At 67.1% G+C, this 22403-nt stretch carries 18 protein-coding genes; 5 read left to right on the top strand and 13 right to left on the bottom strand.

Going from position 1 to position 22403, the window contains the following annotated elements:
- Nucleotides 1–62: 62 nt before the first annotated feature.
- Nucleotides 63–830: an enoyl-CoA hydratase/isomerase family protein gene (locus GGR45_RS18165; RefSeq protein ID WP_175310378.1), complete on the bottom strand. Its 768-nt coding sequence runs from the start codon at nt 828–830 to the stop codon at nt 63–65.
- Between the two features lie 372 nt (nt 831–1202).
- On the opposite strand from GGR45_RS18165, the gene GGR45_RS18160 reads away from it, so the two are divergent.
- Complete coding sequence (locus tag GGR45_RS18160; RefSeq protein ID WP_175310377.1) at nt 1203–1982, top strand: SDR family NAD(P)-dependent oxidoreductase; 780 nt, start codon at nt 1203–1205, stop codon at nt 1980–1982.
- 138 nt (nt 1983–2120) lie between these two features.
- Here the strand turns inward: GGR45_RS18160 and rarD are convergent, their stop codons facing one another.
- From rarD to GGR45_RS18130, 6 genes are all read right to left on the bottom strand, one after another.
- Complete coding sequence (rarD, locus tag GGR45_RS18155; protein ID WP_175310376.1) at nt 2121–3014, bottom strand: EamA family transporter RarD; 894 nt, start codon at nt 3012–3014, stop codon at nt 2121–2123.
- Nucleotides 3015–3248: 234 nt separating this feature from the next.
- On the bottom strand, nt 3249–4550 hold the full coding sequence (locus tag GGR45_RS18150; protein ID WP_175310375.1) for a dihydrolipoamide acetyltransferase family protein: 1302 nt from the start codon (nt 4548–4550) through the stop codon (nt 3249–3251).
- A 1-nt stretch (nt 4551) separates the two neighbouring features.
- Complete coding sequence (locus GGR45_RS18145; RefSeq protein ID WP_175310403.1) at nt 4552–5559, bottom strand: alpha-ketoacid dehydrogenase subunit beta; 1008 nt, start codon at nt 5557–5559, stop codon at nt 4552–4554.
- A 178-nt stretch (nt 5560–5737) separates the two neighbouring features.
- Complete coding sequence (locus tag GGR45_RS18140; RefSeq protein ID WP_175310374.1) at nt 5738–7033, bottom strand: 3-methyl-2-oxobutanoate dehydrogenase (2-methylpropanoyl-transferring) subunit alpha; 1296 nt, start codon at nt 7031–7033, stop codon at nt 5738–5740.
- Nucleotides 7034–7275: 242 nt separating this feature from the next.
- Complete coding sequence (locus GGR45_RS18135; RefSeq protein ID WP_175310373.1) at nt 7276–9249, bottom strand: sialate O-acetylesterase; 1974 nt, start codon at nt 9247–9249, stop codon at nt 7276–7278.
- A 225-nt stretch (nt 9250–9474) separates the two neighbouring features.
- A complete protein-coding gene (locus tag GGR45_RS18130; protein ID WP_246358311.1) occupies nt 9475–10320 on the bottom strand; it encodes an endonuclease/exonuclease/phosphatase family protein in 846 nt (281 codons plus the stop codon).
- A gap of 169 nt (nt 10321–10489) precedes the next feature.
- Between GGR45_RS18130 and GGR45_RS18125 the strand changes: the two genes are divergently transcribed.
- Nucleotides 10490–12589 carry a TonB-dependent siderophore receptor gene (locus GGR45_RS18125; RefSeq protein ID WP_175310372.1) on the top strand — a complete coding sequence of 700 codons (2100 nt, stop codon included), beginning with the start codon at nt 10490–10492 and terminating at the stop codon, nt 12587–12589.
- A gap of 32 nt (nt 12590–12621) precedes the next feature.
- Here GGR45_RS18125 and GGR45_RS18120 read toward each other — a convergent pair whose 3' ends face one another.
- The 6 genes from GGR45_RS18120 to GGR45_RS18095 are packed head-to-tail and all read right to left on the bottom strand — an operon-like array spanning nt 12622 to nt 18701.
- Nucleotides 12622–13587 (bottom strand): FAD:protein FMN transferase, encoded by a 966-nt coding sequence (locus GGR45_RS18120; protein WP_175310401.1) that lies wholly within the window; start codon nt 13585–13587, stop codon nt 12622–12624.
- Nucleotides 13588–13603: 16 nt separating this feature from the next.
- On the bottom strand, nt 13604–14449 hold the full coding sequence (locus GGR45_RS18115) for a DUF4198 domain-containing protein (RefSeq protein ID WP_175310371.1): 846 nt from the start codon (nt 14447–14449) through the stop codon (nt 13604–13606).
- A 15-nt stretch (nt 14450–14464) separates the two neighbouring features.
- A complete protein-coding gene (locus GGR45_RS18110; protein WP_175310370.1) occupies nt 14465–14947 on the bottom strand; it encodes a DUF2271 domain-containing protein in 483 nt (160 codons plus the stop codon).
- A 14-nt stretch (nt 14948–14961) separates the two neighbouring features.
- Nucleotides 14962–15600 (bottom strand): PepSY-associated TM helix domain-containing protein, encoded by a 639-nt coding sequence (locus tag GGR45_RS18105; RefSeq protein WP_175310369.1) that lies wholly within the window; start codon nt 15598–15600, stop codon nt 14962–14964.
- Nucleotides 15597–16280, bottom strand: coding sequence for a Fe2+-dependent dioxygenase (locus GGR45_RS18100; RefSeq protein WP_175310368.1), 684 nt, complete (start codon nt 16278–16280; stop codon nt 15597–15599). Before GGR45_RS18100 ends, GGR45_RS18105 begins: the two co-directional genes overlap by 4 nt.
- An 18-nt stretch (nt 16281–16298) precedes the next feature.
- On the bottom strand, nt 16299–18701 hold the full coding sequence (locus tag GGR45_RS18095; protein ID WP_175310367.1) for a TonB-dependent receptor: 2403 nt from the start codon (nt 18699–18701) through the stop codon (nt 16299–16301).
- A 220-nt stretch (nt 18702–18921) separates the two neighbouring features.
- Between GGR45_RS18095 and GGR45_RS18090 the strand changes: the two genes are divergently transcribed.
- The 3 genes from GGR45_RS18090 (at nt 18922) to GGR45_RS18080 (ending at nt 22272) form a co-directional block, all read left to right on the top strand.
- On the top strand, nt 18922–20211 hold the full coding sequence (locus tag GGR45_RS18090) for a cyclic di-GMP phosphodiesterase (RefSeq protein WP_175310366.1): 1290 nt from the start codon (nt 18922–18924) through the stop codon (nt 20209–20211).
- 76 nt (nt 20212–20287) lie between these two features.
- Entirely contained in the window at nt 20288–21904 is a 1617-nt protein-coding gene (locus GGR45_RS18085; RefSeq protein ID WP_175310365.1) for an NAD(P)/FAD-dependent oxidoreductase, read from the top strand.
- A complete protein-coding gene (locus GGR45_RS18080; protein WP_175310364.1) occupies nt 21901–22272 on the top strand; it encodes a ribonuclease H family protein in 372 nt (123 codons plus the stop codon). Before GGR45_RS18085 ends, GGR45_RS18080 begins: the two co-directional genes overlap by 4 nt.
- The last annotated feature ends 131 nt before the right edge of the window (nt 22273–22403 follow it).

Raw genomic sequence — 22403 nt, 5'->3', positions numbered from 1 at the left:
CAACCTCCCCCACCCCCGTTCAGCCTGAGCGCAGGGCGGGAGTGGGCGCAAGGTGTTCCGCTTTACCGCCCCACAAACCGCCCCGGCCGCCGCTCACTGACGGCGCTCACTCCTTCGGCGAAATCCTCGGTCCGCATCAGCTTGGCCTGTTCGGCCAGTTCGTGATCGGTCGCCGCTTCAACCAGCGCCCGCAAATTCCCGCGTAGGGTATGCCGGGTTGACGCCACCGCCAGCGGCGCGGCCGCCGCGATCTCTTGCGCCAGGCCCAGCGCGGCCGCCTCCAGCGCGTCGGCGGATACCAGCTGGTCGACCAGCCCCCAGCGCTCCGCCTCCTCGCCCCGGATGCGCCGCCCGGTCAGCAGCATCATCGCCGCCCGCTGGCGACCGATCACCCGCTCCAGCACCGCCGAAATGCCGAACCCGGGATGCAGCCCGAGCTGGACGAAATTGGCCACGAACCGCGCCTCGGGCGTCGCAATGCGAAAGTCGGCAACCAGCGCCAGCCCCAGTCCCGCGCCGACCGCCGCCCCCTGCACCGCTGCCACCACCGGCGTCGCCACCCCGTACAGCCGCGCCGCCGCCATGTAGAAGGGACTGCGCTCGCCGGGTGGCAGGGGGTCGGCGACGGGGTTCGCGTTGACCAGGTCCGCCCCCGCACAAAATACCCGACCCTCTGATCGAAGCAGGATGGCGCGAATCGCGGGGTCCGAATCCGCAGCGTCGAACGCCTCCGCCAATTGCAAAATAGTTCCCAGGCCGAGATGATTATTTGGGCGATTCCGTAGCGTCAGGATTGCAACAGGGCCGTCATGGCGGATTTCGATAGTCATGACGCCCTATTAACCCGCCTTCGACGCTGGAGGCTAGCGCCATACCCGTTGCTCGAAAGACACAGCTGCACGGCTTCTTGCGGGTAGGTGCAAACTGGTGCTTGAGCGAGTCGACCCGACCGGACTAGAGGATGGCCATGTCATGGTGACTGTCCGATCACGGGACGGCGCCTAGGCATCGGGAGCCTTCGGGCTCCGTGCCGGGAGGGGATGCCGGGCGGCCTGGAAAACGGGCCGCCCCTTCCCTCATCACTACCCCGCCAACGCCCCACGGACGATCTGACGGAACCCGCCTTCGCGATGCGGATTGCTATGGGTCTGGACTCAGCGGCGGCTGGCCGAAGGGATGGCCGCTCCTTTGGAGACTTGGCGATGCCCGACACCATCCTGATTACCGGCGCCTCGGCCGGGCTGGGCGCGGATTTCGCGCGGGCGCTGGCGAAAAAGCCTGTGACTTTGGTGCTGACCGCCCGGCGGACCGACCGGCTGGCGGCGCTGGCACGGGAACTGGGCGCGCGGCCGGATGTCGAGGTGCATGTCGTCTCCGCCGATCTGGGGCAGCCGGAAGGGGTCAGGATGCTGCTCGACGGGATCGCCGACCGGGGCCTGCGGATCGATACACTCATCAACAATGCCGGTTTCGGCGCGCTGGGCGACTTTGCCGACAGCGATCTGGCGACGCAGACGGGGATGATCGACCTCAACATCCGTGCGCTGGTGACGCTCACCCATGCGCTGTTGCCGCCGATGCTGGCACGCGGGCGGGGGCGCGTGTTGAACGTCGCATCGACCGCCGCCTTTCAGCCGGGGCCGTTTATGGCGGTCTATTATGCCAGCAAGGCGTTCGTGCTGCATTTCTCCGAGGCGCTGCATGAAGAGGTGAAGGGTCGTGGCGTGACGGTGACGGCGCTGTGTCCGGGGCCGACCAGGACCGAGTTCGCCGATGTCGCGGGCATGGCCGAAACGCCGCTGTTCGAGCGCTTCGCCTCCGGCTCGGAGCAGGTGGTGCGCGACGGGCTTGCCGCATTGGAGCGGGGCCAGGCGGTGATGGTGTCGGGGCTGCTCAACCGGCTGACCGCCGCCAGCACACGGGTCGCGCCACGCGGCGTCTTGCGGCGGGCGGTCGCGAAGTTGCAGGGCGGACGGAAGTAGATTTTGTTCGCGCGGAGGCGCGGAGGTGTCTGGATATGCCGGACTGGCGTCCCCCTCTCGATCGGACGACAAAGCCACGCTGCTTGGGATGGAAGCAGCCTGCGGCTGGGCAGACCAACTCCGCGTCTCCGCGCGAACCTATTCCGCCGTTACCGGCGTCCGGCTCCCCCGCACGCTGTCGAACGCGTAGAGCGCACACCCCGCCCAGATCAGTGCGAAGGTGACGATGTGGACCGGCCTGAGCGGCTCGCCGAACAGCAGCACGGCTTGCGCGAATTGCAGGGTGGGGGCCAGATATTGGAGCAGCCCCAGCGTCGCGTAGCGCATCCGCCGCGCTGCCGCCGCGAACATCAGCAGCGGCGCGGCCGTCACCGCGCCTGCCAGGACCAACAGCATGTCGAGATGCCGATCCGCGCCGAACGCCGCCGTGCCATTGGCGCTCGCCAGGATCAGCACCGCGAGCGCCGGGGCTGCCAGAAGCAAGGTCTCGACCGTCAGGCCACCCAACGCATCGATCGCGGCGACCTTGCGCACCAAGCCGTAGAATCCGAACGACAAGGCCAGCGCCAGCGAAATCCAGATCGCCCCGCCCCCGCTGATCGCCAGCACCGCCACGCCGAGCGCGGCGATGCCGACCGCGATCGCCTGTCCCCGGCGGATCCGCTCGCCGAGCAACGCGACCCCCAGCGCGACGTTGATCAACGGGTTGATGAAATAGCCAAGGCTGGCCTCCAGCACATGGTTGTTCTGGACCGACCAGATATAGACCATCCAGTTGATCGCGATCAGCGCGGCACTGGCGCAGAGCAGCAACAGCGTCCGCCCTCGTGCCGCCGCCAGGATCGCCCTGCCCCGCCGCGCGATCACAACGACGGCGACCAGCAGCAACAACGACCAAAGCACACGATGCGCCAGCACCTGAAGCGCGGGCACGCCCTTCAACAGCTTGAGATAAAGCGGCAATATGCCCCAGCTGATATAGGCGCCGATGCCCAGCAACAGGCCGGTACGCGCAGGTCGATCGGTCGTCATGCCGCCCCTGTTGACGCTTGGGGCGCGGATGGCAAGCCGGGTCTTGATCGTCGCATGGATGCCGGAAGCGACGATGAGGTCATCGCCGACCGTCCCATCTCACGCCGTTTCCAGCGGTTCCCCCATCATTCCACGCATGGCGTCCTCCTGTTTCAAGGGCAGGACGCCGGGCTCAGCCATGAGAGTCGAGGGTAAGCTGCAGGGCGCGGCCTTCGACCCCGCCCCGCACCGGCCTCAATCCGCGAACAGCATCACCGGCGTTTCCAGCAGGTTCTTCAATGCCTGAACATAGCTCGCCGCGTCATAGCCATCGACGACCCGGTGGTCGCAGCTGATTGATAGGTTCATCAGCTTGGCCCGCGCGATCGTCTCGCCCCCGCGTCCATCGGAGCGGAAGACGGGACGCTCGACGATGCGGTTCGGACCGATGATCGCCACTTCGGGCCGGTTGATCACCGGCGTCGTCGCGATCCCGCCGAGCGGCCCGAGCGAGGTCAGGGTGATCGTGCCGCCGCCCATATCGGCGCTGGCGATGCTGCCCGCGCGCGCGGCTTCGGCCAGACGGCCGATTTCGGTCGCGAGCTGCCAGACATTGCGGCTTTCGGCGTTGCGGATGACCGGGACCATCAGCCCCGCCGGGGTCTGCGTCGCCATGCCCATATGCACCGCGCCCGACCGGTTCACCACGCCCGCCTCGTCATCATAACGCGCGTTGAGCATCGGGAAGTCGGGCAGCGTCTTGCAGATCGCGACGATGAGGAGCGGCAGCATCGTCAGCTTGGGCCGATTGCCCCGGCCCGCGTTCAGCTGCGCCCGCGTTTCCTCCAGCGCGGTGACGTCGATTTCCTCGACATAGGTGAAATGGGGGATGGCGCGCTTGGAGGCGGCCATATTCTCGGCGATACGGCGGCGCATCCCGATGACGCGCACCTGTTGGTCCGCGCGGGGGGCACGGGCGGGGGTGTAGCCCTGGCCGGAACCGTAACGCAGGAAGGCGTCGAGGTCCGAATGCCGAACGCGGTCACCCTCGGCAGGCTTCACGGCGGAAAGGTCGACGCCCAGATCCTGCGCGCGCGCCCGGACGGCGGGCGAAGCCAGCACCTTCTTCTCCTGCTCCCTCTCCCCTTGTGGGAGAGGGTCCGGGTGAGGGGTGACCACGGGGGACGTCGCTTGTGGCGCCCCCTCACCCCCGCCCTCTCCCATAGGGGGAGAGGGAGTTTGCGCTTCTTCGACGCCGGGGTTTTCGGCTTCGAGCACCGCTTCTTGCGTGGCGGGCGACACGGCCTCTTCGACCGCATCGGTTTCGATCACCATCAGTGCCGATCCGATCGGCACCTGATCGCCGACCTCACCCGCCAGTTCGACCACGGTGCCCGAAACCGGCGATTCCATCTCGACCGTCGCCTTGTCGGTCATCATGTCGGCGACCGACTGATCCTCCTCGACGCGGTCGCCGAGCTTGACGTGCCAGGCGACGATTTCGGCCTCGGAGATGCCTTCGCCGATGTCGGGCAGGCGGAAGGTGAAACGAGCCATGTCAGGCGTCCTTCAGCAAGTTCTTGAGCGCCTGGCCGATGCGGACCGGGCCGGGGAAATAGGCCCATTCCAGGCTGTGCGGATAGGGCGTGTCGAAGCCGGTCACGCGCGCGATCGGCGCTTCGAGATGGTAGAAACAGCGTTCCTGCACTAGCGCGGACAATTCCGCGCCGAAGCCGGCGGTGCGCGTCGCCTCGTGCACGATCATGCAGCGGCCGGTCTTCTTCACCGACGCCTCGATCGCCTCGATGTCGAGCGGGATCAGGGTGCGCAGGTCGATGATCTCGGCATCGACGCCCATATCGGCGACCACGGCGGCGCAGACATGGACCATCGTACCATAGCACAGGATCGTCACCGCCTCGCCCGCGCGCACCGTCGCCGCCTTGCCCAGCGGAATCTTGTAATAGCCGGTGGGCACTTCGCCGCCGGGATGCTTGGACCAGTTCTCTGCCGGGCGATCCCAATGGCCGTTGAACGGGCCGTTATAGATTCGCTTGGGCTCGAAGAAGAGGACCGGGTCATTGTCCTCGATCGCGGCGATCAGCAGCCCCTTGGCGTCATAGGGCGTCGCCGGGATCACCGTCTTGATGCCCGAGACATGGGTGAAGATGCCCTCCGGCGACTGGCTGTGCGTCTGGCCGCCGAAGATACCGCCGCCGAAGGGCGAGCGGACCGTGATCGGTGCGGTGAACTCGCCCGCCGAGCGATAGCGCAGCCGCGCCGCCTCGCTGACCAGCTGGTCGAGCGCGGGGTAGATATAGTCGGCGAACTGGATTTCGGGCACCGGGCGCAGGCCGTAGGCGCCCATGCCGACCGCCACGCCGATGATGCCGCATTCGGTGATCGGCGTGTCGAACACGCGGGTCTTGCCGTATTTCTTCTGCAAGCCCGCGGTCGCGCGGAAGACGCCGCCGAAATAGCCGACATCCTCACCCATCACGACCACATCGGGGTCGCGCGCCATGACCACGTCCATGGCGGAGTTGATCGCCTGGATCATGTTCATGCGGGTGGTTTCGCCCGTTTCGGGGGCGGTTTGGTTGATCAGGTCGCTCATCAATTATCTTCCACCCCGGCGAAGGCCGGGGTCCAGCTGCGAGACGATAGGAGGCACGCGATACCCTGCGATGGCGGGGACACGGCGACTGGACCCCGGCCTTCGCCGGGGTGGTGCCGAACAGGGATCACTTGCGCGCCCATGGCCGTCCGCTCGCCTGTTCTTCGTCGAGCATCTGCTGACGCTGCTCGCGCAGGTGCCAGGGCATTTCCTCGAACACGCCGTCGAACAGGCTGTCGAGCGGCTGGTGCAGGCCGTGACCCAATATGCCGTTCGCCTCGGCCGCCTTCTGCGCGGCGCGGACTTCTTCGGCGACCTCGCGGTCCTGGTCCGCGTGACGTTTCTCGTCCCATTCGCCAAGCGCGATCAGGTGATCCTTCAACCGCCGGATCGGATCGCCCAGCGGCCATGCGGTCGGCTCGCCCGCCGAGCGATATTGGGTGGGATCGTCCGAGGTGGAATGGCCCTCGGTGCGATAGGTGAAATGCTCGATCAGCGTCGCGCCCTGATTGGTCCGGGCGCGCTCTGCCGCCCATTGCGTGGCGGCATAGACCGCCAGCGCATCATTGCCGTCGACCCGCAGGCCCGCAATGCCATAACCGATCGCCCGCGCGGCAAAGGTCGTCGCCTCCGCGCCCGCGAAACCCGAGAAGCTCGAAATCGCCCACTGGTTGTTGACGACGTTCATGACGACCGGCGCGCGGTAGACGGCGGCGAAGGTGCAGGCCGAGTGGAAGTCGCCCTCCGCCGTCGAGCCCTCGCCGCACCACACCGCCGCGATCCGGGTATCGCCCTTGGCGGCCGAAGCCATCGCCCAGCCCACCGCCTGCGGGTACTGCGTCGTCAGATTGCCCGAGATCGAGAAGAAACCCGCTTCCTTGGCCGAATACATGATGGGCAGTTGCTTGCCGCCCAGCCGATCCGCGCTGTTGGAATAGATCTGGTTCATCATGTCGACCAGCGGCCAGTCGCGCGCGATCAACAGCCCCTGCTGACGGTACGAGGGGAAGCACATATCCTCATAGTCCAGCGCATGGGCGGCGGCGACCGCAACCGCCTCCTCGCCCAGCGCCTTCATGTAGAAGCTGGTCTTGCCCTGCCGCTGCGCTCGGAACATGCGCTCGTCGAACGCGCGGAGCAATACCATGTGGCGCAGCATCCGGCGAAGCCGATCGGGCGAGAGCTTGGGATCCCAGGGACCGACCGCGCGGCCTTCCTCATCCAGCACGCGGACCAGCGTATAGGCGAGTTCATGGAAGCTGTCGGCGGGGGCGGCGGTGTCCGGGCGGCGCTGGGCGCCGGCGGGCGGAACCTCGACACTGGCGAAGTCGACCGCATCGCCGGGCCGGAATTTCGGCTCGGGCACATGCAGTTGCAACGGGGCCAGGTTGGCGCGCGAATGGCCTTCGGGCGGCACGGCCATGCTCTCTCCTCAACACTCTGCCCGATTCACCTCGGGTCGTTGCTATCTTTCAACCGGATGACATTTTATTTCAAGCGCCTTTTGGGGGCGTTGACCGGTCAAACGCGTCCGGTGGTGGCGTTTCTCCCTTTTCGCTGGACCACCCTCACCCTTCCGGCGCTTCGCGCCTCCCTCCCTCTCCCGGTGGGAGAGGGAAGGGGCCAACCCGCCTTAGCGGGTGGGAAGGGTGAGGGTAGCTCGGATCAATTCCCCGTGATTACCATCTCGAACGGCACCACCGGATGCGGGGCGTCGTCATAGAAATTGACCACCGGCGCATCCGCCCAGGCGTAGCGCACGCGCACATCGCTCGGCCGGGCATCGGCCAGGCGCACCTCAGAGCCGTTCACACTGGCTTGCGCATAGCGACAGGCGCTGGCATCGCACAGCTCGAACCCGATCGGGGCCGCCGCACTCCACGCATGAAGCGCGCCCTGTACCCCGTTGAAACGCAGCACTACCTCACCCCCCGCGCGGGTAGCCGAGGCGATCATCGGCCCGGAGGCATTGGCGCGGTCCCCCGCCATCAGATGCTGTTCGGCGAAGACCAGACGCTTCGCGAGTTCGTTCTTGTCCGCCGGATGGATGTCGTTACGCACGCCGATATCGATCGCCGTCACCAGCGCGGCATGGGGATCGCGCAGCACCGCCAGACGCTGGGTCTCGCGCAGCGCCGCCCAGCCGCTGTCGCCGATCTTGACCGGCGGCGATCCGAAATTGGCGAGCTGCACGATCAGGAAGGGCAGGTCCGGGGCCTGGAACTGCTGCCGCCAGCCGGTCATCAACAAGGCCAGCCGGTCGCCATAATCCGCGCGACCGACATCGGATTCGCCCTGATACCACGCCACGCCCTTCAGCCCCATCGGCCCGAGCGGCGCAATCATGCCGTTATAAAGCGTGCCCAGTCCCGCATGGCTTTCCCAGGGGCTGCGCGGATAACTCTGGTCGTCGCGCTTATAGACCGAATAGCGCCAGCCGCTGCCGAGCGGGATCGGCTGGCCCCCTGCGGGGGTGAACTGGATATGGTCGGCGGGGCCGAACATGCCGCCCGGACCATAGGTGTCGCCCAGGCCGACAACGATCTCGTTACGCCCCTTCTTCAGCGCCGAACGCGGCACGGTGTAGCGCCGCCAGTCGCCCCAGCCGAAGGTCGCGCCGACGACCACGCCATTGACCCAGACGGTATCGAGTTCGTCGATCCCCGCCAGTTCGATCACCCCGTCGCCGCTGGGCGCGGTGGGAAGCTCGAAGCCCTGCCGGAACCAGACCAGGCCGTTATAGTCGGCCAGCGCGGGCACGCCCCATTCCTCCCAAGGGCTGAATTTGGGCACCGGCGTCCAGCTCAGCCGGTCCGGAGCGTTCCAGGGCTCCTGCCCGCGCTTCGTCCCGCTCGCCTTGCGCCACCAGTCGCCCCAGCGGTCGCTGAAACTGCGCAAGCCCGCTGCATGATCGCGTGCATAGAGTGCCAGCAAGTCGGCATCGGCGGACAGGCCGGGCAGCTTGCGCGCTTCGGTCGCCGGAATCCAGGGCAGGATCTTGGTCCCGCCCCAGCTCGAATCGATCGCCCCCATCGGGACGTTCGCCTTGGCGGCAAGGTCCTTGACCATCAGATAGCAGACCGCGGAGAAATCGGCGACGCTGGCTGGCGAGGCGGCGGCCCAGACCGGGCGCTTTTCCAACGGCTCGTCGGCGGACAGGCCGACATGATGCGCCACGTCGAGCAGGCGGATACGGTCATCGGCCGCGCCTTTGACCAGCCCCTCGCCGTTGAGCGCCTGCTTGGTCGGATATTCCATGTTCGACTGGCCCGAACACAGCCAGACATCGCCGATCAGCAGATCGTCCATCGTGTCGGCCGCGCCGTCCTTGCCGGTGGCGGTCAGGGTCAGCGGAGTCGCGGTCGCCGCCATGGCGGGCAGGGTCGCGCGCCAGCGGCCCTTGGCATCGGCGGTCGCGGTGGTGCTGGCCCCGCCCATCGTGACGCTGACCCGCTCCCCCGCATCGGCCGCGCCTTCGACGATGATCGGGCGGTCGCGTTGAAGGACGGCATGAGCGCTGATCGGGGTCAGGATACGTGGGCGCGCCTGCGCCATGGCGGGCCAAGCCGCCGCCGCGGCCAGCAACAGCGCCAAACCCATGCGCCGCCCGGCGCCGGACCGTGAGTGCCCCATCCGCATGTCATCCCTCTCCTATGCCCGCGGCCGCGCGATTCCGCGCCGCGATCGGCTGTCGACCGATCATAGGAGCGGCCAAATGATAACGCTATCGGGAAACGATCCTCCCCGGAACGGGGAGGGGGACCAGCGAAGCTGGTGGAGGGGGCGTGCCGCACGGGAGACCCTATGTCGAAGCCCCCCTCCGTCAGGGCTTCGCCCTGCCACCTCCCCGTGCCGGGGAGGATCTCAGCGATCAAACGTCAGCGTCGCCTCGATCGGGAAATGATCCGACGGGTACGTCTTGCCCCGGTGATAGGTATCGGTCGCGATCGACTCCGCGCGAAAGCCGCGCAGGAAGATATAGTCGATCCGCCGGTCGGCCGTGCCGGTGAAGTCGTGGAAGGTCATCTCCGGCCCCTCACGCCGTTTTGCGCTGCCCCAGGCATCGGTCAGCACGGCCGCGAAACGCCGATAGGCCGCCGTATCGGGCCGCGCGTTCATGTCGCCCGCCACCACCACCGGCAGGTTCTTCGCCAGTGCGGGCAACCGCGACAGGATCAGCCCCGCCGCCTTGTCCCGCGCCTCGGCATCCTCGTCGCGGTGCGCCAGATGCGTGTCGAGGAACAGGAAACGGTGCGGTTTGGCCTCCTTCGTCTCGAACACCGCCCAGTTCGCCATGCGCGGCAGGTCGGTGTCCCAGCTCTGGCTGCCGACCACATCGGGCGTATCGGACAGCCAGAAGTCGCCATGCTCGATTAGGGTCAACCGGTCGGGGCGGTAGAAGATGCCCATATGCTCATTGGCATGCCCGCCCATCCGGTCGCGTCCGAACCAGCGATAGCCGGGCAGCGCGCGGATCAGGTCGTCGCCTTGCCGCTGAAGCAGTTCCTGCGTCCCGATCACGTCGGGCGCGGCGCGGCGGATCAGTTCCACCATCACCGGCCGGCGCACCGCCCAGCGCTGCGCCCCCTCGTCCGAGGCATAGCGAACGTTGAACGTCATGACCTTCAGCGGTTCGGCCATCGCCCCGGTCGCGGTCAGCAGGCCAGCCGCCAGCAAAATCATGGTCCGTGCCCGTCGCCGCATCGTCATTGCCATCACCTTTACGCACCCATGTCGCGGCGCAGGGCCGCCCGACGCTCATGGCGGCTCTGCATGGCAGATGCATGACATGGCTCCAACCCATTTCCTGTCAAATTCTGATTGAGAGTTATTATCATTATCGATATTGGCCCGCCAAAATCGATTGGGGGGTTCTGACATGTCGAAAACAATCTGGCGTACGGTGCTGTTCGCCGGGATGGCCATGGGGCAAGCGGCGGGGGCACAAACCCTGACCGCGCCGGTGGAGCCGGCTGGCAGCGAGGCGCAGGCGGATGTCGTCGTCACCGGCCTGCGCGATGCCAATGCCAGCATCACCGGCACCGACACGCCCCCCAACCGCTATCCGCAAAGTCTGCGCGTCATCGACCACCGCCTGCTCGATCGCATCGGCGCGACCCGGCTGGACGATGCGATCGACCTGGCGGGCGGCGTATCGCGGCAGAACGACTTTGGCGGGCTGTGGGACAAATATGCGATCCGCGGGTTCGCGGGCAACGAGAATAGCGGCCCCGACATCCTCATCAACCGCTTCAGCAGCAATCTGGGTTTCAACGCGCCGGTCGATGTCGCCACGGTCGAGCGGTTCGAGTTTCTGAAGGGCGCCGCCGCCGCGCTGTCCGGCCTGGGCGAGCCGGGCGGATCGCTCAACATCGTCACCAAGGCGCCGACCCCGACGCCCAAGGGCGAGGCGACGCTCAGCTATGGCAGCTGGAACCGGCTGCGCGCGACCGGCGATATCAGCGGCCCGGTAACGAGCACGCTGGCGGCGCGGCTGATCGGCGTCGCGGAGGAAGGCGACAGCTTTCGCGACTATGTCCACACCGACCGGCTGCTGATCGCGCCCTCGGTTTCCTTCACCCCGACCCAGAATCTGCGCTTCCTCTATCAGGCCGAGTTCATGCGCAACCGCGCGCCGATCGATCGCGGTGTGGCGGCGATCAAGGGCGAGCCCCGCGCGATGGACCGCGACACCTTTCTGGGCGAACCCGCTGATGGCCGCATGACTCAGCGGATGTTGTGGCAGCAGGGCAGCGTCTTTGCCGCGCTGTCCGACCGCATCTCGCTGGAGGCCGGGCTGTCGAGCCGCGACGGGTTTCTGCGCGGCTATGCCACCCAGGTCGATTTCGGCGCGCGCGGGGTGCAGGCCGATGGCCGGACGATCGGCCGCTCGCGGCGTTTCCACGATTTCCGCTGGCAGGATTTGACCGCCCGCGTCGAGCTGACCGCCAAGGCCGACTGGCTGGGTCTATCGCATGACCTGCGCATCGGCGTCGACCGGGTGCGGCACGGCCTGGACTTCCGCATGGACCAGGCACGCGGACGGCCGGGCGCGCCGATCCTGATCATCGACGCCTTTAATCCCGTCTATGGCCAGCCGCTGCCGGTGCCCACGCCCTTTCAGGATCGCCACCATTCCTTCCGCAGCGAGAGCGTCTATGCGCAGGACCTGATTCGCTTCGGCGACTTCACCGCGCTCGTGGGTGCGCGCTGGAACAATTTCCGCGAGACGATGACCAATTATCTGCGCGGCAATCTGGTGCTGAACACGATCGATCGCGGCATCACCCCGCGCGCGGCACTGACCTGGGCCGCGAGCCCGCACTTCTCGCTCTTTACCAGCTGGGGCCAGTCGCTGCGGCTCAACCCCTCGGACGGGATCAGCAGTTTCGATGCCGAGCGCAGCAGTTCGACCGAGATCGGCGCGAAATACAGCCTGTTCGGCGGCGCCCTGACCGGCCAGACCGCGCTGTTCACCATGACGAAGCGCAACGTGCTCAACCCCAATGCCACCGATCCGTTCGTGAAGACGCAGATCGGTCGCCAGCGGTCACGCGGGGTGGAGACGGTCGCCGACTGGCACCTGACCAGCGGCCTGACCGGCACCGCGACCTATACCTATACCGACGCGACGGTGCGCAACGACAAGAACACCGCGCTGATCGGCACCATGCTGTCCAACGTGCCCGAGCATCTGGCGGCGCTCGACCTGCATCAGCGGCTGGGGGCGGTGACGGTCGGGGGCGGCGTGACCCATGTCGGCGCCCGCAACGGCGACCCCTATGCCACCGGCTATCGCCTGCCCGCCTATACCGTCGCGCGGCTGGACGCCACCTGGGCGGTCAATCCGCGCTTCGACGTTCGGCTCGACCTCGATAACCTGTTCGACACCTATTACATCGCCAGCAGCTATGCCGATGTGTGGACGATGCCCGGCGCGCCGCGCAATGTCCGGGTGACGCTCAGGGGGCGGTTCTGATTTCAAATTCCTCCCCTTGCAGGGGAGGAAAGTTAGCCGAGCATCGACTTGAGCGGCTCGGTCAGGATTTCCTCCACCACATCGCCCCGGCGGACCAGGATGCGCGCGGCGACCCGGATCGGCGCCAATGACGACAGATCCGGAAACAGGATCGCCACCGCCGTGGCCAGAGCGTCCGCCAGCATCCCGGTCTGCGCGATGACATGGACGGCGATCACGCCATTGGTCGGGGGAAAGCCCGAGCGTGGGTCGAGGCCGTGCTCCCCCTTGCGATAGGTCCCGCTGCCCGCCACCGCCATGCCATGCAGCGCCACGCGCATCGGCGGCAGGTCGACGCCCGGCGGCGTTTCGAGGTCGACCCACCAGGGATCGCCATCGGGCCGCATGCCCCGCCCGACCAGCTCGCCGCCCACCTCGACCAGACAATGGCGAAAGCCCAGCCCTGCCAGCATGTCAGCGACCGCATCGGCGGCATAGCCCTTGGCGATGCCGGACAGGTCGAGCGCGACACCGCCCGCCTGCCACAGCCGCGCCGCGCCCGCATCCCAGCGCAGGCGGCGCCAGCCCCCTGCCGCGCGGCCCCGATCGACCGCCGCCGCGTCAGGAACGGGCTGCGCCCCTTGGGGACCATGCCCCCAGAGATTGACGAGATGCCCGATCGCTGGATCGAAGGCGCCATCGCTCAGCGCCGCGACGCGTAGCCCGGTTGCGATCACCGCCGCGAAATCGGCCGGCAATGCGGTCCAGTCCCCCGGTGCCGAACGGTTGAAGCGCGAGAGCAGGGAGGCGGGCAACCAATGACTCATCTGCACGACCAGATCGTCCAGCCGCGCCTGGAGGGCGGCACCGATCGCCTCGCCATCACCGGGATCGCGGGTGGCGTAAACCACCCGCCACATCGTCCCCATCGTCTCGCCGCCCAGGGTCACGATCGCCGCCGCCGGATCATGACCCGCCAAGACGTCGGGATCGATCCGGGGCGGCAGGACGACGCGCATGGTCACGCCTGGCCGATCACGGCGTCATGACTTCCAGCGTCGTGGTATAGCTCATCCGCCGCTGCGTCGCGCGCGGGGCAGTCGGCTTGTCGTCGGTCAGCGTCGCGTTCAGCCAGTACATGCCCGCTGCCGGCCAGGCATAACTCAGCACCCCTTGCGCATCGGTCGTCACCTCCTTGGCGCCCTCGGCATCGCGGTAGCGTTTGCCGCCGGGCACGATCGTGACCTTCAGATTGGGCGCAGGCTTGCCGTCGACCAGGAAGCGGAACTTGGCCGCCTCGCCCGCGACCAGTTCGTCCGGGTGGGTGACGGCGTCGAGTTCCAGCCCCTTGCCCGTCGGCTTCAGCACGGTGCGCGTCGGTTCGCCCGCCGTCACGAAGATCTCGTTGCGCGCGCTCGTCTCGGTCAGTGTCACGTCGGTCGCGTTGGCGGGAATGTCGGCGACGGTCAGCGGCGGCTGGCGCATGCCGTTCGCCCCCGGCGGCCCGCCCCGACCGCCGACCCGCTTCTCGACGCCGTCGACCTTGAAGCTGCCCATGATGCCCGACATCTCGCTGCCGATCTTCCAGGTCCCCGGCTTGTCGAGCTGCACGTCGAAGACCGAGCGATAGCGCCCGGTCGAGCCGTTCTGGATTCGCCCCGGCGTGCCGTCGGGCTGCCAGACCTTCACCATCTCGATCCGGCCGGGCTGGTGGTCGGCATAAAACAGGTCGTTCGACACGGCGCTATCGACCGTCACCCAGCTATCAGTGCCCGAGAAGATGGTCCCCGAGGGGAGCAGCCACATGCGGTGCGCAGAGGCGAGACCCGGTATCGCCAGCAAGGCGGCGGCGGCGAGCAGTTTCAGACGATGGCTTTTCATGATGATCCTCCCCTATCAACGCGCCGAGACGGTCACGGCGCCGAGTTCATGGCCGCCCGCCCCGCGCGCCTGCGGATTGGGAATGGTCAGCGGCACCTGCACCAGTTCGCGCCCACCGGTCTCGCGCGCGGCCTCGACGTTCAGCACATATTGGCCGGGCTTCACGTCGGCAGGCAGGGGCACGGCATGGATGCCGGGCGCACGGGTCGCGCCGCTGATGCCGTTGGCGGGCATCGCCATGCTCCGTCCGCCCTTGCGCCACCAGGCGCGCAGATCGGCCAGCCATTTGGTGCCGGGCTCGCCGCCGGTCTTCTTGACGTCGTACCAGATGGCCAGCGTGCGCGCCGCGCCACCGGTCGCGGGCTCCAACCAGACCGCGACATAGGGCCGATGATATTCGGCGACGTTCAGCCGGGGGATGGTGACGTTGACCGTCGCGGCGCTCGCCGCCCCCGGCAGTGCCACCGCGCCCAGCGCGAAAACAGCGGTCGATCGCATCGCGAGATTCTCCATCAGTGCAGGAAGAAGACGGCGATCGCCGCCGGAAGCAGGAACCCCACCGCCACCAGCGGCCAGGTCGAGGGACGGTGCCGCGCATGAAGCTGGAGCAGCAGCAGCCCGGTCAGGGTGAAGACGATACAGGCGACCGCAAAGGCGTCGATGAACCAGAACCAGGCGGAACCGGCATTGCGCCCCTTGTGCAGGTCGTTGAGATAGGAGACCCAGCCGCGATCGGTCCGCTCCGAGGTGATCGCGCCGCTCGCCCGGTCGATGCTGACCCAGGCGTCGCCGCCGGGACGCGGCATCGCGACATACACCTCGCCGTCCGACCATTCGCCCGGCCGCCCGGCGGCGTCGAGATCGACGGCGCGCTCCACCGCCTCCGCCACACGGGGCGGCAGCGGCGCGTCATTCGCCTCGGGATGCGCCAGGAGCGGACGCAGGCCGGGCGCCAACAGTCCGCTTTTCTGGATCGTAGCCGGGCTTGCCGAGATACTGGCGGCATGGTTGAGCGTCAGCCCGGTGATCGCGAACAGCATCATGCCGACCAGCGACACCGCCGCGCTGATCCAATGCCAGGTGTGAAGCTGTTTCAGCCACCAGCCCCGCCATTTGCGCTTCTTCGGCTTTTGCAGAACGGCCGCGCTCATGCGTCGGCCCAGCGGCGCAGCAGATTGTGGTACACGCCCGTCAACTCGATGACCGAGCGATCGCCCTGTCCCTTGTCCGCGCCCACCCGCTGCACCGCGCGGTCGAGGTCGAACAGGATGCGCCGCTCGCCATCGTCGCGGACCATGGACTGGATCCACAGGAAGGAGGCGACGCGCGCACCCCGCGTCACGGGCTCGACACGGTGGAGGCTGGAGGCGGGGTAAAGGACCGCGCTTCCGGCGGACAGTTTCACCCGCTGTTCGCCGTACAGATCCTCGACCACCAGTTCGCCGCCGTCATAGGCGTCCGGATCCTCCAGAAAGAGGGTCAGCGACAGGTCGGAGCGCATCCGGAAATCGCTGCCGCGCTTCAACCGCACGGCGTTGTCGACATGCACGTCGAAGGCCTGGCCGCCCGCATAGCGGTTGAACAGCGGCGGGTAGACTTTGAGCGGCAGGGCCGCCGCCACGAACAGCGGCGAACGGCCCAGCGCATCAAGGACCATCCGCCCCGCCTCGACCGCCGCACCCGAATCCTCGGGCAGCTGCTCGTTGCGCTTGGCGAGCGCCGCCTGCGGGCCGGAGGTGGCATTGCCGTCCGCCCACGGCCCCGCATCAATGACACGGCGGACCTGGGCGACCCCGGCGGGATCGAGGATATCGGGAAGGACGATCAGCATCGACGAAGGCTAGCCCGATCAGAAATTGTAGAACAGGCTCAGCGTCGCCTGACGCCGATCGCCGGGGACGGCCCAGCCGCCGGTGACGATGCCGGTCGTCGCGTTGATGTTGTTGCGCACGCCCGTCACATATTTCTCGTCGGTGAAGTTCTGAACGTTGAGCTGCATCGTCCAGCGCTGGGCGATGGTATAGGCCAGGAAGGCGCGGTGGATCAGATAATCGTCCACATGGAACTGCACCGGATTGCCCGCGACGGGGGAATTGGTGGCGAACGCCCCCTGATAGGTCAGGCCATAACCGACTTCCAGGCCGAAGGGCAGCTTATAGGTGGTGAACAGGCTGCCCGAATGCTCGGGCGTCTGGATCAGCTGGCTGCCCGCCTGCGGATCAAGGACGCCCGCCGCCTTGTCGCGGTTGGAGATACTCTGCAGCACCTTGCCGTCGAGATAGGTATAGTTGGCGAAGATCGTCCAGGCCGGGGTGACCGTCCCCGACGCGCCCAGCGCGATGCCGTCGACGCGGCTGCGCCCGTCCAGCACCTGCAAGCCGACGGGCTGCGCCGGATCGTTGGAGGGGACGCGGTAATTGGTCCGCTCGTTGCGGAAGACCGCGGCGGTCAGCTCCAGGCGACGACCGAACAGCCCGGCCTTGACCCCCGCTTCATAATTCTTGGCGGTTTCGGGTGCGACGGCACAGGGATTCGCGGCGGTCGCGGTGGACGGCACGCCACAGCCCAGCCGGACGGTCGTCGAGGACGGCGTCTTGGCATTGCCATAGCTGGCATAGACGCTGACATTCTCGACCGGGTGGAACACCGCCCCCGCGCGCCAGGAGAACAGCTTCTCACGGCTGATCTGAGGCGCCGCCTGGAGCGCGGTCAGCTGGGTTGAACCGGGGGGCACGATGGTGAGCGGCAGGGCGCGGAAATTCGCCTCCTGATATTCCCAGCGCACGCCGCCGTTCAGCTCGAAGAAGCGGTTCAGCGCCAGCGTGTCGAAGGCATAGACAGCCAGGTTGCGCGTCTCGCTGCGCGACTGGGCGGTCGTCGTGAAGTTGATCGGCCCGGTATAATTGGTGTTCGGGCTGGCGATATTGATGAGCGGCAGCGGCGACACCGCGCTGCCATCGGCATTGCGCAGTAGCGAGCCCTGGGTGATGCGGTAATTCTCGATCATGCCCGACATGCCGATGTTCAGGACATTGTGGAAACCGCCCTTCGCGCCCGCCTCGTGGCGCAGATCGATCTGGTTGGTCAGCATCTGGTTCTGCTGATCGCGTACCAGTCCGCGCGGGCCGGAGGGCAGATAGAATCCCGCCGGGACGTTGGCCGGGCACGCCGCGCCCACGGTCCCGCCCGGCGTCGCCGTCACCGGCTGGCGATTGGTGGCGGCGAGGCAGAAGGTGCCCTGCGGCGCGGATGTGACGCTATTCTGCGTGACCTGTTGCCAGCGGGTCAGGTTGCGCACGCTCCAATGCTCGTCGATCTGGTGACGGAAGGTCGCGGTGAAGCGGTCGACAATGCTGTCCTGCCGATCGAGATTGGCGATGCCGAAATAGGCGTCCCGCTTCGCACCGGGCACGAAGCCGTCGACCAGGCCATTGTCGAACCAGGGAATGCCATAGACCGGCGTGTTGCGATCCTCCTGATGGACATAGGCGAGCGTCAGGCTGGTCGGGCCGCCGATGCCGATCGTAACCGAGGGCGCGATGCCCCAGCGCTGCATCTTCTCGACATCGCGGCCCGGCACGTCGTTATGATGATAGGCGCCGTTCAGCCGCACCGCGACCAGGTCCGACACGCGGACATTGCTGTCGATCGCGCCGCGATAATAATTGTCGGTGCCGACCGAACCCTGCATGATGGTCAGCGTCTCGGGCGTCGGCACCTTGGAGACGAGGTTAATCGTGCCGCCGACCGAACCCGATCCGTTGAAGACGCTGTTCGCGCCGTTATAGACCTCGACCTGTTGCAGGTTGAACGGGTCGGTGCGGCTGTATTGCGCGCTGTCGCGGACACCGTCGATGGTGATGTCGTTGCTGGCCGAATAGCCGCGCAGGTTGATCGAATCGCCATAACCGCCACCGCCCTCGCCCGCGCCGAAGGTGATGCCCGGCAGCGTCTGGAGCACGTCGCGCAGCGTCTGGAGATTCTGCTTACGGATGGTCTGCTCGCTGACCACGGTGATCGTCTGCGGCGTATCGAGCAGCCCGGCGGTCGCTTTCGGGCTTTCCAGAATCGCGGCACCGGTGGCGCGCTGGCCGGTGACAATCACGTCGCGCTCGCTGGTCGAATCCTGGGGCCGTGGCGCGGCGACGGGCGGCGTCGCGTTGTCGGCACGCGGGCCAGTCTCGGCGACGGCGACATGCGGCGCGGTCGCCAGGAAACCGACACAGGACAGGGCGATGAAGGATTGTGACATGACTATTTTCCCCTTTGAATCGCCCGCTATTGCGAAACATTCGCACTGTCAACGCGATTGATAGTAATTATCACGTTGGAATGACGCGGGTCGCACCGCGGCGAATTCATCTGTCAGGAAGGGTTGATCCTGTTGTCCGCGGCTGGAACACGTCTTGGACGTTCGCGAGGGACGGGCTCCCGAAACCAAAACTTTACGACACATGGGTTAGGTTGGGGGCATGGAAGAGCAGTCGTCCGCGAATCGTTTCATTCAGATCGGGAGCGATCAGGTCGCGCTCGGCATGTACATCCATGCACTGCACTGCTCCTGGATCCACAGCCCCTTTTGGCGAACGTCCTTCCTGCTGACCGAGCCGGAGGACCTGGCAAAGATCCGCCAGTCGATTCCCGCCGTCACGATCGACCTGACCAAGGGGCGCGGTCCGACCAAGACCGCCGCGGCCGAGACGCCCGAATCCCCCCCGGCGCAGAGCGTCGAGGCCCCGATGACACCGATCGTCACCTCGCTCCGCCCGCGTCGCACCAAGCCACCGACCGAGCTGGAACGGGCCAGCACCGTGTCCGCGCGCGCCGCCGCCGCCATCGCCCGGCTGTTCGAGGACGCCCTGCACGGCCATACCATACGCACCAGCGATCTGGTTCCGATCGTCGAGGACATTGCCGACACGACCGCCAAGAGCGCCGCTGCGATGATCGCGGCCACCCGGCTGAAGGACGATGGGCAGTATATCTACATCCACTCGGTCGCGGTCGGCACGCTGATGATGAGCCTCGCCCGGCATCTGGGCCTCAGCGAGCAGGACGTGCGTGTCGCGGGCATGGCGGGACTGCTTCACGACATCGGCAAGCTGCACGTCCCGGCCACCATCCTCGACAAACCCGGCCGCCTGAATGCCGACGAAATCATGGAAATTCGCCGCCATCCAGGCTTGGGCCACCGCATCCTGACCGACTTGAGCGATCTGGACCCGAGAGTTCTGGAAGTGTGCCGCCATCACCACGAGCGGATGGACGGCACAGGCTATCCCGATGGACTGAAGGGCGACGAGATCAGCCAGATCGTCCGCATCTCCGCCATATGCGACGTCTATGACGCGGTCACCTCGATCCGGCCGTACAAGCGCGCGTGGTCGCCGCACGAGGCGCTGGCACAGATGCTCGAATGGGACGGGCATTTCGATCCCGAGACGCTGCGCGCCTTTATCGCCTCGCTGGGGATTCAGCCCTTCGCCGCGCTCGTCCGGCTTCATTCCAATCGGCTGGGCATCGTCGTGCGCGAAGGGGAAAGCCCGACCACGCCGATCGTCCGTACCTTTTTCGACATTCCCAGCCATGCACTGACCGCGATCGAGGATGTCGCGACCGTGCACGACCCCATCTTGCGCGCCGAGTGCGGCCAATACTGGTTCGGCGAACGCTGGGCCACGCTCCAAGCCGAGATCGAGGCGGACCCCGCCGTCCCCGAAGCCCCGCTTCTACGCGCGGTAGGATGTGAAGCCCGCGGGTAATTCCGCGGCGTGACGACGGACGCGTCCGCGCACGCCGCCATGGCGGGGCGGGCCGCAAATCTGTATGGCGCGGAGCATGATCCGCCTGAGTGAATTGAAACTGCCTCTCCATCATGCGGACGAGGCGCTGCCCGCTGCCATCTGCCGCAGGCTTCGCGTGACGCCGCGCGAGCTGGTCCGTTTCGTCATCGCCCGGCGCGGGCATGACGCGCGCGACAAGAACAATATCCAGCTCGTCTATTCGGTCGACGTGAACCTGAAGAACGAGGCCGCCGTACTGGAGCGGTTCCGCCGCGACCGCGACGTCCAGCGCACGCCCGACACCCGCTATCACCTGCCCAGCGCGCCGCCGCCGGGCACGAAGCGCCCGGTGGTGATCGGCGCGGGGCCGTGCGGCCTGTTCGCCGCGCTCGTGCTGGCGCAGGCCGGATACCGCCCGATCATCCTGGAGCGCGGCAAGGTGGTGCGCGAGCGGACCCAGGACACCTGGGGCCTGTGGCGGCGCAGCGTGCTCAACCCCGAATCCAACGTGCAATATGGCGAAGGGGGTGCTGGCACCTTCTCCGACGGCAAGCTCTACAGCCGGATCAAGGACCCGCGCCACCTGAACCGCAAGGTACTGACCGAGTTCGTCAAGGCGGGCGCGCCGCCCGAGATCCTGACCGAGGCGCATCCGCATATCGGCACCTTCCGCCTGGTCACGATGGTCGAGAGCATGCGCGCGACGATCGAGGAGCTGGGCGGCGAATATCGCTTCTCCACCCGCGTCGACGGGCTGGATGTGGAAACCGACGGGTCGGGCCAGCGCCGGGTGCGCGGGCTGCACCTGAACTGCGGCGGCTATCTGGAGGCCGACCATGTCGTCCTCGCCATCGGCCACAGCGCGCGTGACAGCTTCGCGATGCTGCAGGCGGCGGGCGTGTATGTCGAGGCCAAGCCCTTTTCGATCGGCGTGCGCATCGAGCATCCGCAAGGGTGGATCGACCGTGCGCGCTTCGGGCATCAGGCGGGCAATCCGATCCTGGGCGCGGCCGAATATCACATCTCGCACCACTGCCAGAACGGGCGGACGGTCTACAGCTTCTGCATGTGTCCCGGCGGCACGGTGGTCGCCGCGACCAGCGAAGAGGGGCGCGTCGCGACCAACGGCATGAGCCAATATTCGCGCAACGAGCGCAACGCCAACTCGGGCTTCGTCGTCGCCATCGATCCCGAACGCGACTTTCCCGGCGATCCGCTGGCGGGCCTGGCGCTACAACGCCATTGGGAAGAGCGCGCCTATGTCGCGGGCGGGTCCAACTACAAGGCGCCCGCGCAGCGGGTCGGCGACTTCCTGGCCAAGCGCCCCTCGACCAGCCTGGGTTCGGTCACGCCCTCCTATCGCCCCGGCGTGACGCCGACCGACCTGTCCGAATGCCTGCCCGACTTCGTGGTCGAGGCGATGCGCGAGGCGATCCCCGTCTTTGGGAAGCAGATCGCCGGATATGACCACCCGGACGTGGTGATGACCGGCGTCGAGACCCGCACCTCCTCGCCGGTCCGCTTCACGCGCGGCGAGGATGGGCACAGCCTCAATACTTACGGCCTGTACCCGGCGGGCGAGGGCGCGGGCTATGCGGGCGGCATCCTGTCGGCGGCGGTCGACGGCATCAAGACGGCCGAGGCGGTCGCGCGCAGCATCGCGGCGTCGTGAAAATCTTCTTCGACGGCGGCTATCGACCCTGCGGCATGGAATATGCCGTGGTGCTGGGCGGGCAAGCGCTGATCGAACGCGACCTGGGGCCGGGATCGGCGATGGAGGCCGAATGGCTGGCCCTGATCGCCGCGACCCGCTTGGCGCAGGAGCGCGGCGTGTGCGATGCGATCCTGCTGGGCGATGCCTTGGCCGTCATTGCCCAGGCGAACGGCAAGGTGCGCGTGCCGCCGCTCTGCCGCCCCTATTTCGAACGCTGGTGCGCCCTGCCCCGCCCCGCGCGGTTGCGGCTGCGTTATGTCAAACGAACTCAGAACCTGGCGGGGATCGCCTTGGAACGACTGCGACGGACAATGGGGAACGGATAGGCCGCGCCCTGATCGTGGTATGTCCGATCATGGTGGTTAGGGTCAGGACTCGTTGATCAAAGCCAGAAGATGATGGTGGCAGCGAGGGCGACGGCGGAGAAGAAGGCGGTTGGGCACCGATCGTAGCGGGT

The organism is Sphingomonas zeae, assembly GCF_014197135.1.
GTDB classification, from domain to species: Bacteria; Pseudomonadota; Alphaproteobacteria; order Sphingomonadales; family Sphingomonadaceae; genus Sphingomonas; species Sphingomonas zeae.
This window is presented reverse-complemented; position numbering and strand designations above follow the sequence as displayed.

What these genes read in the sequence shown, in the direction of transcription:
- GGR45_RS18165 (WP_175310378.1), bottom strand. Translation starts at nt 830, where the DNA reads ATGACTATCGAAATCCGCCATGACGGCCCTGTTGCAATCCTGACGCTA.
- GGR45_RS18160 (WP_175310377.1), top strand. Translation starts at nt 1,203, where the DNA reads ATGCCCGACACCATCCTGATTACCGGCGCCTCGGCCGGGCTGGGCGCG.
- rarD (WP_175310376.1), bottom strand. Translation starts at nt 3,014, where the DNA reads ATGACGACCGATCGACCTGCGCGTACCGGCCTGTTGCTGGGCATCGGC.
- GGR45_RS18150 (WP_175310375.1), bottom strand. Translation starts at nt 4,550, where the DNA reads ATGGCTCGTTTCACCTTCCGCCTGCCCGACATCGGCGAAGGCATCTCC.
- GGR45_RS18145 (WP_175310403.1), bottom strand. Translation starts at nt 5,559, where the DNA reads ATGAACATGATCCAGGCGATCAACTCCGCCATGGACGTGGTCATGGCG.
- GGR45_RS18140 (WP_175310374.1), bottom strand. Translation starts at nt 7,033, where the DNA reads ATGGCCGTGCCGCCCGAAGGCCATTCGCGCGCCAACCTGGCCCCGTTG.
- GGR45_RS18135 (WP_175310373.1), bottom strand. Translation starts at nt 9,249, where the DNA reads ATGCGGATGGGGCACTCACGGTCCGGCGCCGGGCGGCGCATGGGTTTG.
- GGR45_RS18130 (WP_246358311.1), bottom strand. Translation starts at nt 10,320, where the DNA reads ATGACGATGCGGCGACGGGCACGGACCATGATTTTGCTGGCGGCTGGC.
- GGR45_RS18125 (WP_175310372.1), top strand. Translation starts at nt 10,490, where the DNA reads ATGTCGAAAACAATCTGGCGTACGGTGCTGTTCGCCGGGATGGCCATG.
- GGR45_RS18120 (WP_175310401.1), bottom strand. Translation starts at nt 13,587, where the DNA reads ATGCGCGTCGTCCTGCCGCCCCGGATCGATCCCGACGTCTTGGCGGGT.
- GGR45_RS18115 (WP_175310371.1), bottom strand. Translation starts at nt 14,449, where the DNA reads ATGAAAAGCCATCGTCTGAAACTGCTCGCCGCCGCCGCCTTGCTGGCG.
- GGR45_RS18110 (WP_175310370.1), bottom strand. Translation starts at nt 14,947, where the DNA reads ATGCGATCGACCGCTGTTTTCGCGCTGGGCGCGGTGGCACTGCCGGGG.
- GGR45_RS18105 (WP_175310369.1), bottom strand. Translation starts at nt 15,600, where the DNA reads ATGAGCGCGGCCGTTCTGCAAAAGCCGAAGAAGCGCAAATGGCGGGGC.
- GGR45_RS18100 (WP_175310368.1), bottom strand. Translation starts at nt 16,280, where the DNA reads ATGCTGATCGTCCTTCCCGATATCCTCGATCCCGCCGGGGTCGCCCAG.
- GGR45_RS18095 (WP_175310367.1), bottom strand. Translation starts at nt 18,701, where the DNA reads ATGTCACAATCCTTCATCGCCCTGTCCTGTGTCGGTTTCCTGGCGACC.
- GGR45_RS18090 (WP_175310366.1), top strand. Translation starts at nt 18,922, where the DNA reads ATGGAAGAGCAGTCGTCCGCGAATCGTTTCATTCAGATCGGGAGCGAT.
- GGR45_RS18085 (WP_175310365.1), top strand. Translation starts at nt 20,288, where the DNA reads ATGATCCGCCTGAGTGAATTGAAACTGCCTCTCCATCATGCGGACGAG.